Annotated in this window: 14 protein-coding genes; 8 read left to right on the top strand and 6 right to left on the bottom strand. The window is 53.7% G+C overall.

The features are described from left to right. Nucleotides 1-141 precede the first annotated feature (141 nt). Nucleotides 142-1,104 carry a hypothetical protein gene (locus ACQY36_RS06795; protein ID WP_428078489.1) on the top strand — a complete coding sequence of 321 codons (963 nt, stop codon included), beginning with the start codon at nt 142-144 and terminating at the stop codon, nt 1,102-1,104. A gap of 72 nt (nt 1,105-1,176) precedes the next feature. Here the strand turns inward: ACQY36_RS06795 and ACQY36_RS06790 are convergent, their stop codons facing one another. Then, the gene (locus ACQY36_RS06790; protein WP_428071868.1) at nt 1,177-2,064 is read right to left on the bottom strand and encodes a hypothetical protein; all 888 of its coding nucleotides are present in this window, start codon (nt 2,062-2,064) and stop codon (nt 1,177-1,179) included. A gap of 39 nt (nt 2,065-2,103) precedes the next feature. Here ACQY36_RS06790 and ACQY36_RS06785 point away from each other — a divergent pair, with 39 nt between their 5' ends. Next, the gene (locus tag ACQY36_RS06785) at nt 2,104-3,381 is read left to right on the top strand and encodes a mechanosensitive ion channel family protein (protein ID WP_428078487.1); all 1,278 of its coding nucleotides are present in this window, start codon (nt 2,104-2,106) and stop codon (nt 3,379-3,381) included. A 167-nt stretch (nt 3,382-3,548) separates the two neighbouring features. Next, nucleotides 3,549-4,256, top strand: coding sequence for a hypothetical protein (locus ACQY36_RS06780; RefSeq protein ID WP_428078485.1), 708 nt, complete (start codon nt 3,549-3,551; stop codon nt 4,254-4,256). Nucleotides 4,257-4,369: 113 nt separating this feature from the next. Here the strand turns inward: ACQY36_RS06780 and ACQY36_RS06775 are convergent, their stop codons facing one another. Then, nucleotides 4,370-5,869 (bottom strand): alanine/glycine:cation symporter family protein, encoded by a 1,500-nt coding sequence (locus tag ACQY36_RS06775; protein ID WP_428078483.1) that lies wholly within the window; start codon nt 5,867-5,869, stop codon nt 4,370-4,372. Nucleotides 5,870-6,055: 186 nt separating this feature from the next. Between ACQY36_RS06775 and ACQY36_RS06770 the strand changes: the two genes are divergently transcribed. The 4 genes from ACQY36_RS06770 to ACQY36_RS06755 are packed head-to-tail and all read left to right on the top strand — an operon-like array spanning nt 6,056 to nt 9,635. Continuing rightward, complete coding sequence (locus tag ACQY36_RS06770; protein ID WP_428072290.1) at nt 6,056-6,523, top strand: hypothetical protein; 468 nt, start codon at nt 6,056-6,058, stop codon at nt 6,521-6,523. A 6-nt stretch (nt 6,524-6,529) separates the two neighbouring features. Next, complete coding sequence (gene nadA / locus ACQY36_RS06765) at nt 6,530-7,573, top strand: quinolinate synthase NadA (protein ID WP_428078481.1); 1,044 nt, start codon at nt 6,530-6,532, stop codon at nt 7,571-7,573. Continuing rightward, nucleotides 7,570-8,403, top strand: coding sequence for a carboxylating nicotinate-nucleotide diphosphorylase (gene nadC, locus ACQY36_RS06760; protein ID WP_428072255.1), 834 nt, complete (start codon nt 7,570-7,572; stop codon nt 8,401-8,403). Before nadA ends, nadC begins: the two co-directional genes overlap by 4 nt. A gap of 26 nt (nt 8,404-8,429) precedes the next feature. Continuing rightward, nucleotides 8,430-9,635, top strand: coding sequence for a PLP-dependent aminotransferase family protein (locus ACQY36_RS06755; RefSeq protein ID WP_428072253.1), 1,206 nt, complete (start codon nt 8,430-8,432; stop codon nt 9,633-9,635). Nucleotides 9,636-9,737: 102 nt separating this feature from the next. On the opposite strand, the gene ACQY36_RS06750 is transcribed toward ACQY36_RS06755, so the two are convergent. Beyond that, nucleotides 9,738-10,124 carry an OsmC family protein gene (locus ACQY36_RS06750; protein ID WP_428072310.1) on the bottom strand — a complete coding sequence of 129 codons (387 nt, stop codon included), beginning with the start codon at nt 10,122-10,124 and terminating at the stop codon, nt 9,738-9,740. Nucleotides 10,125-10,445: 321 nt separating this feature from the next. Between ACQY36_RS06750 and ACQY36_RS06745 the strand changes: the two genes are divergently transcribed. Continuing rightward, a complete protein-coding gene (locus ACQY36_RS06745) occupies nt 10,446-11,306 on the top strand; it encodes a hypothetical protein (protein WP_428072311.1) in 861 nt (286 codons plus the stop codon). A gap of 159 nt (nt 11,307-11,465) precedes the next feature. On the opposite strand, the gene ACQY36_RS06740 is transcribed toward ACQY36_RS06745, so the two are convergent. From ACQY36_RS06740 to ACQY36_RS06730, 3 genes are all read right to left on the bottom strand, one after another. Beyond that, nucleotides 11,466-12,515 (bottom strand): anion permease, encoded by a 1,050-nt coding sequence (locus tag ACQY36_RS06740; protein WP_428055820.1) that lies wholly within the window; start codon nt 12,513-12,515, stop codon nt 11,466-11,468. A 9-nt stretch (nt 12,516-12,524) separates the two neighbouring features. Beyond that, nucleotides 12,525-13,142: a DUF47 domain-containing protein gene (locus ACQY36_RS06735; protein WP_428055822.1), complete on the bottom strand. Its 618-nt coding sequence runs from the start codon at nt 13,140-13,142 to the stop codon at nt 12,525-12,527. Nucleotides 13,143-13,294: 152 nt separating this feature from the next. After that, on the bottom strand, nt 13,295-14,659 hold the full coding sequence (locus tag ACQY36_RS06730; RefSeq protein ID WP_428055824.1) for an acetate kinase: 1,365 nt from the start codon (nt 14,657-14,659) through the stop codon (nt 13,295-13,297). Nucleotides 14,660-15,048 lie beyond the last annotated feature (389 nt).

The following is a 15,048-nucleotide window of genomic DNA, read 5'->3' as shown; positions in this document are numbered from 1 at the left end:
AAGATATAAAAGGCTTGTATTGTTTTTTTTTTTTGATAAATTGGGGAAAGACCTATTGGGTCGTATCCCCTCGTATGCCTTGCTTAAACTCTTCTCTCCGGGGATATTTAGGCCATTCCCATCAGGATGGAAGGAGTTTCTATGAAACGTATTTTTATTGCCTTATCTTTGTTATGTGTACCATTATTGGCATTCTCAGAAAATAAAATCAAAATGGTAACATACTTTCCTGTGCCGTATGTGGCATACAGTAAGATTAACGCCAGTAAACAATTAGACATAGGTCTTACGTCAGCCTGTGAAATGAACCTGGGCTGTTCAGAGTCTGGAGCTTTGGGCATTCGTCCGTTGCAGGCCACAACCGTCAACCTGAACCGGGGAAAATTAGATTTAAACACGGCTTCTGCCGTAAAAAGCACGAACGTAGCTTTGGGAAGCGGCTCTGGAGAGGCGAATATAGACTTCTCTGCAAACCTGCGTATCGGCACGTTAAACAACGGTTACAGTTTGGAAGCCGCTGATATGACGGAGGATGAACTCAAGTTGTTTGCGTCGCATATGCGTACGGGAGGGGAAAAATTCCCGTCGTGCGCGGCAACGGGTGCCAGCGGAGCGCCGCAGGTGTCGTGGCAGAAAGTAAAACTCAAGAAAGCGGAAGAAGTGTATCTGGTATGCGGGAGTCCGCAGGAATCGGTGTGCAATCCGCCGAGCGGTGAGGCGACGAGCCAGTCCTGCCCGAGCGGCTATACGGGGACGCAGACGCGCACCTGGAACTATAGCACCTATTCCTGGAACGCCTGGCAGGGCACCTGTACGCCTAACTCCAAAAAATTTATTTGGGTAGAAACCGGACGTTTAAATAAACAGCCCAACTTAAACAATAAGTACACTTCCAATTATGACGGAGACTTGAGCGGCTGTCAGACGCATTGTTATGAGACTGTTGGCCCCGGCGACGAATGCATGGGGTATATAAATTTTGAGGGGCGGTCCTGCACTACTGAAGGCGAAACTAAAAGCTGCGAATCTTGGGGAGAGCTCCTGTCTGACGGGTCTTGCGATTGCTTTTGGCAGCGGATTACGTGGACGTGCCGGGAAGCGTAAGTACTGCCCCTTATATAGATAAATAAAACCGCCCCCGTATCCAAACGGGAGCGGTTTTCTATTTAATGCAAATCACTCCCCCAGAATTTGGCGGGCCTTGCGGTCGGACGGCGTTACCGTTTCATTCTCCAGGCTTACGCGCCACACCCCGCACGAGAAGGTGGACGCTTTTAAGCTCTTGGCGTTTACGCCCGTTCTGGCCTTGGCGTGGCAGGATACGGAATAGTCGCCCTGCGTATTTAAGGCGCGGGCCTGCAGGATACGGTCGCTGAGCATAAAAATCGCGCCCTGTTTTTTGTAACTTTTATCCATTTGGTAGAAGTAGGCGTCAATCTTGGCGCCAGCTTTGCGCGAAAGGAGCGCTTTGGCCAGCGTTTCCGTCGCGTCGTTTTGTTTGCCGCGCGTGCGGCCCGCTTCTTCTTCGGCCTGACGCTGCTGGAGTTCGTTTAAATACGCGTTGCGGCGGGTTTGCAGCCGGCGCGCGGCGGCTTCAATCTGCGCCAGGCGGGCGGGATTTTCGTATTCTTTATAAGAAAGTTTTATCAGCCCGTCGTTAGACACCGCGCCCTTGGGCGTTACGGTAACTTTAGTGGTGTTGACGAGATTGGAGTGGGTTACTTTAAACGTAATTTTAGCCGGCGAGTATTTGCGCGCGCGGCCGTAGTAGGCCAGGTCGGCGTCAAAATTTTTATTGAAATCCAGGGTTACTTCTTCTTTGTCGCTGCGCCAGCAGCAGGCGGAAACGCAGGCGGTGCGCGGGTCAATTTGTTCTATGGCTTCCTGCGGCCAGAAACGCACGTTAAAGCGGTAGCAGGAGTCGTATTGCTTGCCGTCAAAATCCATTTTCTTGCCGGACACTTCCAGCCACGGCTTGGTGGTCGCCACGCCGGAGTTGTTAAGCGGCGTATAGCAGGCCGCCAGCAGTAAAGCAAGGATTGCGCCGCAAAGTGTTTTTTTCATACACTTATTATAGTAACTTTTTCGCCAAAGGGGAGCTCTATGAATTTTATTTTGCCGTATGTAGAAAAATTGCCCTATATCCCGGACCAGTATAATGTGCTTATCGCGCAGTTGGTGTCGGCGTTTTTGTTTGTGACTATTTTGTATTTCGTCGCGCGTTTTTCCACCTGGTTTTGCAACCGGTACCTCGCGCGGCTGGTGGCCCGTTTCCATTCGGAAAAATGGTTTAAAGTCATGTCCGAACACCGCTTTTTTACGGCGGCCGGCGTGGTGGTGGCGGCTATGGCGGCCATTAATCTGCACCCGGTGTTTATTAGCAAAGACGTGGCGTGGCTGACGACGCTGATGGGCAAGCTGACGGGGCTGTTTGTGGTGCTGAGCTTTTCCTGGCTGTTAAATACGCTGCTGGACACTTTGGCCCATCTGTACGGGCGCAACCCCAGCCTGCCGATTAAAGGCCTGGTGCAGGCGTTTAAGATTGTCTTGTTTTTGGCGACGTCCCTGCTGGTGCTGTCTTTGGTGCTGGGGCGCAAGCCGATGTATATTATTACGGGTCTGTCGGCCTTGGCGGCGGTCTTCTCCCTTATTTTTAAAGACCCCATTTTAGGCTTTGCGGCCAGTATCCAGCTGACGACCAACAAGCTCATTAAAATCGGCGACTGGATTACCGTGGACTCCGCCGGCGCCGACGGAAACATTATTGATATTTCGCTCACCAGCGTGCGCGTGCAGAATTTTGATATGACCATTGTCAGCGTGCCCACATACGATATGATTTCCAAACCGTTTAAAAACTGGAGCGGTATGTACGACGCCAAAGCGCGCCGCATCCAGCGCAGTATTTTAATTGACGTGGACACCGTGAAATTTTTGGACCGCTCCATGCTGGACCGCTTGAAAAAAATCCATCTTTTAAAAGATTATCTGGAAAAAAAGGAAGCCGAAATCAGAGAGTTCAACGCCGAGCGCAACCTGAAAGAGAACTTTTTAAACGGCCGCCATTTAACCAATATCGGCACCTTCCGCCATTATGCGGAGCTTTATTTGGCGTCCCGCCCGTATGTAGTGTCCGACAACCCGGGTTTTACGCTGATGGTGCGCCAGTTAAAGCAGGAGGCGCAGGGCCTGCCGCTGGAAGTGTACTGCTTTTTAAACACTACGGTGTGGACGGATTACGAAGCCCTGCAAAGCGATATTTTTGACCATTTGTTTTCCGTTCTGCCCGAATTCGGTCTGTATGCCTACCAACAGCCCAGCGGGCGTAATATCGCTCAGGGCGTCAAACTGCTGGCCCGGCCGGAAGAGATAAAAGCTTAATCGGCCTGTTTGCTTTTTTTAGAGGGAAAATATGCGTAAAACGCGTATTTTCCCTCTTGTTTTACCGGCGTTTTTCAGCAATACTGTTAGAGAGCGGTTACGTACGGGCGCGGCGTGCTTGGGCTTACCTGGTTTCCGATGCGGACCTCTGAGGCGGGAGGTGCTTTATGAAACGTATTATTTTAGTATTAATCGGGGCGGTGCTGGGCGTGGCCGCATATGCGGCGGAAACGGTTTCCAGCGTGTCGTTTAATCCTTCGCGGATGGGGGAATATACGTATTTAAAAGTATCCGACAAAGTTACCCTTTTGGGCGGTTTGGAGGCGGCGACGGTCAATATCGCTTCCGGCGGCACGGTAACGATGACGGCGGACTCCTCCGCCCGCGTCTACGAGGTTCCCACGGTAACGGGTGCGCCGGGCGCGGCTGTTAATATGCCCGACACGGCTTTTCACGGCGATACCGCCAACGCGTATGCTTCGTACCGGTCGGAAAGTTCTTCCGCGCCGTCCGGCCTGCTTCCAAGCGTGGCCGTTAAAGGCGGTGCGCTGGCGTTTAATAACGATTCATACATCCAAACCTTGGACGCGGTGAATATCCTGAAACAAAAAGTGGGTACGCTCAAAGGCGGTACGCTGGAAATTACGGGTAACGGCGGAAGCACCGCCGGTTTGTACGGCGGCGGCAATACGGCGGGTTTTCATCTGGCGGGGAACGACATCCCGGAACCGACGGCCGCACATACCAATACGGGCGTCAATTTAACCGGCTGCCGGCTGGCGTGGGAGAAACGCAAAACGAGCGACAGCCCGGCCCAGGAAGTGTATTTGCTGGCGCTCCAGAACTGCAACGGCAGCGGCGGCGATGGAGAATAAGAGGTATACTCCCTGCGCGGGCGGCGGACAGCGGTGAAAGATTTGCCGCCGGGAAAGTTTAAAAACCCCGGGCCTGTTTTTAGGCGCCGGGGTTTTTTACGGAAGCGGAAGGGCTAGTTTGCGGCCGTTTTGGGTTTGCGGCCCACAATGTTCTTGATGTTTTTGCGGGTGGTTTTGATAATCACCTTGCGGAAGCACCACAACGCCCAGATGTTGGGCACGGTCATCATCGTCATCGTAAAAATAGCCAGGGCCCACATAAAGCGGGTGGAGTTGTTGGCCTCGGCGGTACGCAGGAGTGAATCCGTAATCGTCCAATCCCACGAGAAGCTCGTGCCAATCCAGCCGCCCACGAATACCAAAATAATAAACAGCACGCGCGCCGGCTTAATCAGCGTGTTGGCCCCTTTGCAGAGAAACTGGAGGGCTTTTTCCATATAATAACCCCAGCCGATAATGGTGGTGAACGAAAAAATCACCAGCGAGAAAATCAGGATGGGCGTGCCGATAAACGGCACCGTTTTAAACGCGCTGTTGCACAGGTTGGCGGCGTAGACGTTGGGGTTCTGCCAGTCGCCCGCCAGCACGATAACCATCCCGGTCAGCGAGCAGATGAAAATGGCCCAGAACACCGAAGTGGCCGAAATAATGGCCATTTGGGTGGCACTGCGGGTTTTGGCCGCGGCGGCCGCGATGGACGCGCTGCCCAGGCCCGCTTCGGTGGCCAGCACCGCGCGCGTTACGCCCGCGCTGACGGCCGGCACCAGGGCCTGTATAATCCCCATAATCCCTACGCCGATGGCGCCGCCCGCGGCGGCTTTGCCCGTAAACGCGCTTTTAATAACGGTTATAATAGCGGAGGGAATCGCGCCAAAGTTCATAAAAAGCACGATAACCGCCAGCAATAAATACAAACCGCCCATAATCGGCACCAGCCATTCGGAGTACGCGGCAATGCGCTTTACGCCGCCGATTACCACCACGCCCGCCGCAATCGCCACGAGCAGGCCGATGTACCAGGGGTTCAAATTGTACCCTTCGCGCAAAGCGTCCGCGATGGAGTTGGACTGCAGGGCGCTCCCGGCGGTCAGGCCCATCAGAAGCGTGCCGACGGCAAAAATAATGCCCAGCCATTTAAATTTAAGGATGTGGGAGAGATAATACATCGGGCCGCCGACGTATTCGCCGTCCGGCAGCTTGACGCGGTACTTAAACGCAATCATACATTCGCAGTATTTAATGGCGAAGTTAAAAAATCCGGCCACAACCATCCAGAACAGCGCCCCGGGGCCGCCTTCGGCCACGGCGGTGGTTACGCCGATGATGCTTCCGGTTCCTACCGTGGCGCCGATCATCACCGCCAGAGAACCAAAGCTGCTCACCATGCCTTCCGATTCCACTTTCATCACGGAAAGCTTCATCGCGGGCCAGGTGTATTTTTGAATGAAATGCAGGCGTACCGTAAAGTAAATACCCAGAAAAAGCAAGACGATAATCATAGGCGGGCCCCAAACCAGCGAGTTGAACCCGTTCATTAAGTCATACGCGCTCTGCACGGACGGTCCCGTCAGGAACGAGGCCAGCGCAGTCCATAATTGTTGAATAATCTGCATGAGTGTTTTTTTGTTTCCTCCCAAACGGTACAACCTTTTTATTTTACTAAAAATATAAGGGAAAAAGGAAAATTTCCGCATTTTTTTCAGCCGGGCCCGCGGGGGAAAAACTTCACAACTTTGCGCAATATGATATATAATTTAATAACGCGCGGGCCTGGCCCGCAATATACAAGGAGACGGGTTATGAATAAACTTTTACTCGCGGCCTTAGTCGCCGCACTGGGCACGGCCGCTTGCTCCTCGGGCAATGCCAACACTAAAACCGCGGACGGACGCAGCGCGTCGGCCAAAGACGCCAAGTACCAAATCATTGACCAGGAGTTTGACAACCTCCTCGCTCCGGAAGCCGATTACGACACGCTGTCCGCTTATGAACTCCAGGCCTGCGGCGATTCTTACCTGCCGCCCGCCGAAACCTTAAAAGGCGCCCAAAAACCCGCCGCCAAAAAACCGGCCAAGAAGACCGCCGCCCAAAAAACGACTGCGGCTTCTTCTTCCAAGAGCGTAACGACGAACAAAAAAGTCATCAACAACACCAACATTTACTATCTGGACGGTTCCGGCCCCAGCACGTCTTCTTCCTCCACGACGACCACCACTTATACCAGCGAAGAAGCTCTCCCGCCGGCCGACATTCCGGATACGCTGTAACGCTTTATGCTTAAAACGTTAGATCAGCAAGCACGGCTTACTGAAGAAGCCCATAGACTCTATGGGCTTCTTCGCTCTGTCTCCAAAAGCAAAGCGGCCAAATGGACGTACGAAGACTGCCTTGCCGCGGCTCCTTACACGCTGGCCATCAACCGTTTTAAAAAAGAACAAAACGCCGTCATTCTCGCCCACTCCTACACTACGCCGGATTTGGTGTATGGCGTGGCGGATTTTAGGGGGGACTCGTACGAGCTGGCCCTAAAAGCGCGCAATTCGTCGGCGGACGTAATCGTGTTTGCGGGGGTATGGTTTATGGCGGAAACGGCCAAAATCATTAATCCCGGCAAAAAAGTGCTTATTCCCGCCGGACGCGCCGGCTGTACGCTGGCCGATTCCATGACCGGGGAAGATATGAAAAAGCTCCGCGCCGAACACCCCGGCGTGCCGGCTTTGTGCTACATTAACAGCTCCGCCGAAGTAAAAGCGCAGTGCGATTCGTGCGTTACCTCCGGCAATGTGTTTGATATCGCGCAGAAAATCCCCGGAAACGAACTTATTTTCGTGCCGGATATGCTGATGGCGCAGAACCTGGAAGCCGAACTAAAACGCCGCGGTACGCCTAAAACAATCATTTCCTCCGGCGGTTCGTGCTGCGTGCACGACAAGTACCGCCCGGAACACGTAGAAAAACTGCGCGCGGACCATCCCGGCATTTGCGTGCTGGCGCACCCGGAATGCCCGATTGAAGTGTGCGAATTGTGCGATTACGTCGGCAGTACGAAAGGGATGGCCTCGTATGTGGCCACCTCCGACGCTAAAACTTTCGGGATGCTGACGGAATTCGGTCTGGTCAACCGCCTGGAAGCCGAACACCCGGACAAAACCTTTGTCTGGCCGTTTGGTGTATGCAGTTATATGAAGCGCAACAGCCTGATTAATACGTTGGAAGCCCTGATTGACCCGCGCCCGGACCAGGTGGTGGAAGTGGACCCCGCCGTGGCCCAAGCCGCCAAGAAATCCATTGACAAAATGTTTGAGCTGGCCAAATGATACTGGATAAAATTATAGAACTTGCGCTCTTGGAAGATTTGAGCCTGGGGGATATTACCTCCGATACGATTTTTACGCCCGAAAACCGGGCCAAAGCCGCCGTTACGGCCAAAGAAGATTTGGTGCTGTGCGGGATGGACGTCGCCAAAGAAGTGTTCGCCGCGGTGGACCCGGAAGTTATTTTCACGCCGCTTAAAAAAGACGGAGACGACGTAAAAAAAGGGGAAAAAGTGCTGGAGCTGGAAGGACGCACGCTTTCCATTTTAAAGGCCGAACGCACCGCGCTTAATTTTATGCAGCGTTTAAGCGGCGTCGCAAGCGCGTCGCGCGCGTACGCGGCCGTCGGCAAAAAATACGGCGTGATGATTGTGGACACGCGCAAAACCCAGCCCGGTCTGCGCCGGCTGGACAAATACGCCGTGCGCACCGGCGGAGCCCGCAACCACCGCATCAGCCTGGCCGACAGCGTGATGATTAAAGACAACCACATCGCGGCCGCCGGCTCCATTACCGCCGCCGTCAAAAAAATTAAAGACGTCATCGGCCATACGCCGAAAGTGGAAGTGGAAACGACGAATTTGGACGAAGTAAAAGAAGCTCTCCGGGCGGGGGCGGATATTATTATGCTGGACAATATGACCCCGGACCAGGTGGCCGCGTGCCTCAAGGAAATTGCGGGCCGCGCGGTGGCGGAAGTATCCGGCGGCGTGAATAAAGACAATTTGGAAAGCTACTGCCGGGTCCGGCCGGACGTTATCTCTATGGGCGCGCTGACGCATTCGGTGCCCGCCAAAGATTTAAGTTTAAAAATAGTACAATATATTAGTTAAACATTATTGTATATACGGAGTTGTAGATGAATTATAATAAGCTGTTTTCCCAGGTGGTCAGCCGTTCCAAAGCTTCGGCCATCAGAGAACTTTTAAAAGTTATTTCCCGTCCCGAAATTATTTCCTTTGCGGGGGGGCTGCCCGATCCGACTTTGTTTCCCACCCAAGATGTGGCCGACATTATGCACGACGTCGTTACCAAATCGCCTAAAGAAGCCCTGCAGTACGGTACGACCGAAGGCCAGGACTGCCTGAAAAAAGAATTAATCAAACTGCTTAAAGAAACGGAAAACATTGACGTAAAATCCGAACAAATGATGGTGGTTTCCGCTTCCCAGCAGGCGCTGGATATGACGGCGCGCGTGTTTATAAACCCCGGCGACGATATCATCACCGCCTGCCCCACCTACCTGGGCGCCTTGCAGGCTTTTCAGGTGGCGGGCGCGGCCATTACCGGCGCGGAAAGCGACGCTTACGGCGTACTGCCCGAAGATTTGGAAGCCAAACTGGAAGGTTTAAAGAGTCAGGGCAAACAGTGCAAATTCGTGTACCTGGTGCCCGACTTCCAGAACCCCACCGGCACCACCATCCCGGAAAAGCGCCGGCTGGAGATTTTGGAAATCGTTAAAAAATACGGAACGTTTATTCTGGAAGATTCGCCCTACCGCCAGGTGCGTTTTGAAGGCGAATCCCCGCGTACTTTCTACGCGCTGGACGAAGGCAAAGGCAATGTGGTAACGATGTTCACCTTCTCTAAAGTGTTTGTGCCGGGTTTCCGCCTGGGCTACATCATCGGGCCGGAAGAAGTCATCCGCAAATACGTCATTTTAAAACAAGCGATGGACTTGTGCTCCTCGCCCATCTTGCAGCTGGCCACCGGCGAATACCTGCGCCGCGGCCTGCTGTTGGACCACGTCAGTCAGATTATCGCTTCCTACCGCGAAAAGCGCGATTTGATGCTTAGAACGCTGTCGGAATATATGCCGAAAAGCGTATCCTGGACGCGGCCCGAAGGCGGGCTCTTTCTGTGGCTGACGCTTCCCAAACATATGGACGCCGCCCGGCTTCTGCCCAAAGCGCTGGAGAACAAAGTGGCCTATGTCGCCGGGGTGGATTTTTACCCGGACGGAAACGTGTTTAACGATATGCGCCTGAATTTCTCCTACTCCACCAAAGAGCAGATTGTGGAAGGGCTGAAACGTCTGGCGCAGACGATTAAAGACAATCTGTAATTGCTTCCGCTTTTAAAAATCCCGGGTGTGAGCCCGGGATTTTTTATGTACCCAACAAAAACGCCCGCCGGGCGGGCGTTGTATAACGAAGCAAAGAATTTTTTACTCCGGGTCGCGCACGACGGATATCTCGTGCCGGATTTTCACGTGCCGCGCCACCAGGCAGCGTTTGGCCACTTCCACCAGCGCGTTTTCGTATTTTTCCGGAAAGCCCGGCGGCAGATGGATGAACACTTTGATTTTGTCAATCACATATTCGCTGATGTTCCACTCCGGCTCCAGCGTCAGATACACGGTTTCCGGCAGGTTATGCTGTTTTAAAAAGTTCAGCACAAACACCCCGCTGCAGCTGCCCAAAGACGCCAGAAACAAATCAATCGGCGTGGGAGCGCTGGAGTCCCCGCCGTGTTCCTTGCTTTGGTCCGTCATAATCTCAAAGTCTTTTACCTGTACTTTTACTTTTTTGTTGCCTGCAAAGGTGATTTTCATACCCCCTACTCCTTGATTAGAATAATAACGGTGTACTGACAGTATAATTGCCGTCTGAAAAAAATCAAGGGGGGAGGGCGCCGTCTTCTTTTTTCAAGCGCAAAGATTCCGCTCTGCCGGGGTTTCCCGGGCCGTTGGTTCTAGGGGGAAAATAGGTCTAAAGACCCTGGTGCGCGCCGCGTGTTTTTGAGAGAATAATCATATAGCCCCAGAGGACACATGAAAAAAATTATTTCTGTTTTACTCCTTTTTGTATTTTGTTGCGCATCCGTTTGGGCGCAGAAGCCTCCGTTTAATGCGTTGGGCGCATCGCGCGGGGCGGTGAAATCAGCCCGTGCAGCGCGGCAGTTGGAACGTCTGTCCAACGCGCGCATTGAAGCCCTGGTGCGCCGGGGAAAAGAGCGTTTGGTCATTCAGCGCGCGCTTAGCGCGGCGGCGCGGGAAAATTCGCCGTTGGTGTCCATTTTAAAAGCCGGGGAGCTGAACCGCCCGCTTCTTACCGCGGCCTGGAAAGACGCTTCGCGCACCATGAACCGCTGGAAAGACGGCAATATAGTGGGACTCAATGCGTGGATGTTGGTGCTCGGCCACCGGATTAAAGAGGGAATGAAGCTCAGCTTGCGCCTTTTAGACGCGTTGGAAAAAGAGCTGCTGATGGCGCAGGAGCAGGCCGAAGCGGCCTATAAACTGCAATACGGGCACAAATTCGGCGCGGCGGTGCGCGCAGAGCAGTTTGACCAGCTGCCCGAATTCCGCGCGCTGTTGGGGGAATCCGTCGCCCAGCGTTTAAGCGATAATTTTCTTCCGCTTTTAAGCTCCGCCGACCGCGTACGCTTTTTAAAAGTATTGATGCAGGGCGTGTTTTCTTCTCCGGTAAACCCGCGGGAATTGAACCTGGCCGTCTTGAACAGAGAAGTGCAGGAAGGGCTGCATTTTATGGGCCCACGCATGAAACGCATAGACCAATACGGCGATATGAAGAACTGGATGCGCGAAGCCGCCCGCTCGGCCGCCGACGAAGCCGCCGCAAACGGCATAGAATCGCTTGTTGTGCTGAGGGGCTTGTTTGTAGAGAATCTGGAATCGTATGCCGCCCGCTTTGCCAAAGATTCGGCCTCGGCGCAGGATTGGCAGGAGCTTATAGAATTTTACCGAAGTAAATCCCGGCGGCCGCGGCGCTGAAAGTAAACCTTTTTCATAAAAAACCTCCGTTTGCAAACGGAGGTTTTTTATGAATACCTTAACAGAACCCCCCGGGCTTCTGCCCGGGGGGGCATGGCGTAAGGGAACTAAAAAATTCCCCCGGCTCCGCAAAGCCGGGGGAATGAGAAAGCGCGCGGCTTAATTAAAGAGCCACGTTTTAAGCAGGTAGCTTACCGCCGAAATGACCGCCGCCGCCGGAATGGTGATAAACCACGCCCAGACGATGCGGTTGGCCACGCCCCAGCGCACGCACGAAAGGCGGCGCAGGGAACCGATGCCCACAATCGCGCCCGTGATGGTGTGCGTGGTGCTTACCGGCACGCCCAGCACCGAAGCGATGAAGAGCGAAATGGCGGAGCCGGATTCGGCGCAGAAGCCGTCCACCGGGCGCAGGCGGGTAATCTTCTGCCCCATCGTTTTAACGATTCTCCACCCGCCCGAAAGCGTGCCCAGCGCAATCGCGCCGTGGCATAAAAGCACGATGGAAAGCGGCACGACAAACGCCCCTTGCGCAACGGCGTGCATTTCGTTATGGGTCAGCAGGAAATCGCGGATGGGGGCCACTTCGTTGCCGGCCAGCCCGCCCAGGAGCAGCATGCTGATGATACCCATCGTTTTCTGCGCGTCGTTGCCGCCGTGCCCCAGCGAGTACGCCGCGGCGGAGAGCAGCTGACCTTTGCGGAACCAGTGATCCACCTTATAGGGGTTGAACGGACGGCAGATGTTAAATACGGCAATACCGATCAGCATACTGAGCAGAAACCCCAACAAGGGGGACAGGAAGATGAACAGTATCGTTTTCAAAATACCGCCGGCCACCAGCGCATCAAGGCCGCCTTTGACAAATCCCGCCCCAATCAGGCCGCCGATCAGCGCATGGGAGGAGCTGGACGGAAGGCCCCACCACCAGGTGAGGATATTCCACACGCACGCGCCCATCAGCGCGCCGAATACCAGGTTGGCGTCCACAATTTGGATGTCCACAATGCCCGCGCCGATGGTTTTGGCTACGCCGGTGTGAAAGACCAAGAATGCCACAAAGTTAAAAAACGCGGCCCACGCCACCGCCACTTTGGGCGACAGCACGCGCGTGGACACCACGGTGGCGACCGAGTTGGCCGCATCGTGGAATCCGTTTAAATAATCAAAAAACAACGCCAGAATGATTAAGAATAATATCCAAAGCATAGCGCCGCCTTAGTTGTTCTTAACCAGAATGGATTCCACCATATTCGCCACGTGTTCGCAGTAGTCCGTGATGGTTTCCGCCAGTTCGTAGAGTTCTTTTTGCTTGATAACCATAAGCGCGTCTTTTTCGTTTGCAAACAGAGACGAAATGGCCTCGTCGCGCAGTACGTCGCCCTCGTTTTCCAGGCGGTTGATTTCCACGCACTGGTGCAGGGTTTCTTTCATATTTTTATTGCTTCTTAAAGAAGCCAGCGCTTTTTGCAAAGCTTTGGTGGTTTGCTCAATGGTGGCGGCCATTTTGCGACTGAACTCGGTGGGTTTCTGGATTTTGTAGAGGGAGAACCGGTTGGTGATTAAATAAATTCCGTCCACAATATCGTCCAGGCGGTTGGCCAGGGCCAGGATGTCCTCGCGGTCAAAAGGCGTGATGAAGGTTTCATTTAAAGTGTTGATGGTGGTGTGCGTCAGTTCGTCTCCGTAGTGTTCCATTTCGTGCATGGCGCGTACGTTTTCCGGCGTAAATTCGCCGTTGTCTACGAGTTTTTTGTAAAACTCGGCGGCGCGGACGATATTTTCAGCTTGCTTGTCAAACAGGTCAAAAAACTTTACTTCTTTGGGTAAGAACATATGTTGCTCCGTTAGTGTAGTTTATTTTCTCTATCTTCTTCTTGCTTCTTGCGGGCCCGGCAGTCCCGGACGGCCGGGGGGTTGCTGCATGTACTGCGTACAGATTTTTAAAAAACGCCCGTTTGCGTAAAACAAACGGGCGTAAACAAAGGCTAATTTTTTAACTCCTGCTTGAGCTGCTCCGGCAGGTTAATGGCCGCTTTTAACAGGAACGGACGCTTTTTGACCTCTTCTATAAAGGCGGCGTCGCGCAGCTTGTTGCGGTAATCTTTTTCCTGAAAGATGTAGCGGAACTTGGTGTATACGTCGTACGTTCCGGCCAGCAGGGCCACAATATCCTGCACGCCTACGATTTCCTCGTCGGTCGGGATGACGAAAATCTGCACCTTGGAATGGTCGGCCGAGATGCGGCATTCGGCTTTGTTGGTGTCGGCGGCGTTGTTGCGTTCTTCGTCCAGTACGATGCCGAAGTTTTCCAGTCCCTGTAAAATCATTTCGCGGATGTTGGTGGCGCGTTCGCCTACGCCGGCGGTGAAGACGATGCTGTCCAAGCGGCCCAGCGCCGCCATATACGCGCCGATGTATTTTTTAATGCGGTAGCATTCCACTTCCAGGGCGAGTTTGCACAGTTCGTCGCCGTTGGCGGCGCCTTTGCGCACGTCGCGCTGGTCGGCAAAGCGGTTGCCGGTCAGGGCGTACATACCGCTCTTTTTATTTAAAATGGTGTACATTTCTTCGGGGCTCATATTGAGCTTTTTCATCATATGGAAGCAGATGGAAGGATCAATATCGCCCGAGCGGGTGCCCATCACCAGGCCTTCTAAAGGGGTAAGGCCCATGCTGGTGTCCAAGCACTGGCCGTTTTTAACGGCCGTTGCGCTGGCTCCGGCGCCGATGTGGCAGACGATGGTGTTCACTTCGTCCACGTTTTTGCCCATCAGCACGGCGGCGCGGCGGGACGTGTAGAGTACGGAAGAGCCGTGGAAGCCGTAGCGGCGGATTTGATAATCGGTATACCAGCTGCGCGGCAGCGCGTACATATAAGAGGAAGCGGGCATGGTCTGGTGGAAGGCGGTATCCATCACGCAGACGTGCGTTACCTGCGGCAAAAGCGCGCGGGCGGCTTCAATGCCCATGATATGGGCCGGGTTGTGCAGGGGGGCCAAATCGGAAATGTTTTTAAGTTCGGCGATGACGCTGTCGTCCACGATGACGGACTTGGCAAACTTGCCGCCGTGCACGATGCGGTGCCCTACCGCGCTGATGACGTTGATATTTTCAATGACGCCGTGTTCTTTGTCGGTCAGGGTTTCAATCACGAGGTTAATGGCGTCTTTATGGTCTTTGCAGTTCTTTTTCAATTCAAAGGAGGGGTATCCGGGGCGGTCCTGGGAAATGAACGATCCTTCAATACCGATGCGTTCCACCGCGCCGGCGCAGAGGCTTTTCTTCTGGTCCCAGTCGTACACGCTGTACTTGACCGAAGAGCTGCCGCAGTTTAAAAACAATATAATCATGTTGGTTTGATTCCTTTTGGGGGCTCCCGCCAGGGGAGCGGAAATTTACGGAGGAAAATCCTCCCTCATTATTATTGTACCAAAAAGGGGTCCGCCGCGCGGAAAATTTTTACATTCCCGAATGTTTCTCTCCCAAATATCTAAAAGTAGCGTATTTTGCTGAACCCTGGCCAGGCCAGAGAAGGGAGCCCAGGCTCTGGGCCCTGGTCAGGCCAGAGTCCCAAGGCCCGGGACCCTGCGGCTGGCCCGGAGGGTGCGGCTTTTCGGGCTCGCTGTTACGGTACTTGGCGACATTGTTTAAACGGTGTGGCTCAATTAGTCGGATGACTCCGTTAGGGAAAGGGAGGGGCGGCTCGGTCTTACCAGACGGGTGCATACCCCCTTTGTTG

Source organism: Candidatus Avelusimicrobium alvi, assembly GCF_958451995.1.
Lineage (GTDB): Bacteria > Elusimicrobiota > Elusimicrobia > Elusimicrobiales > Elusimicrobiaceae > Avelusimicrobium > Avelusimicrobium alvi.
The sequence above is the reverse complement of the archived record's forward strand: the minus strand, read 5'-3'. Positions and strand labels throughout refer to the sequence as shown.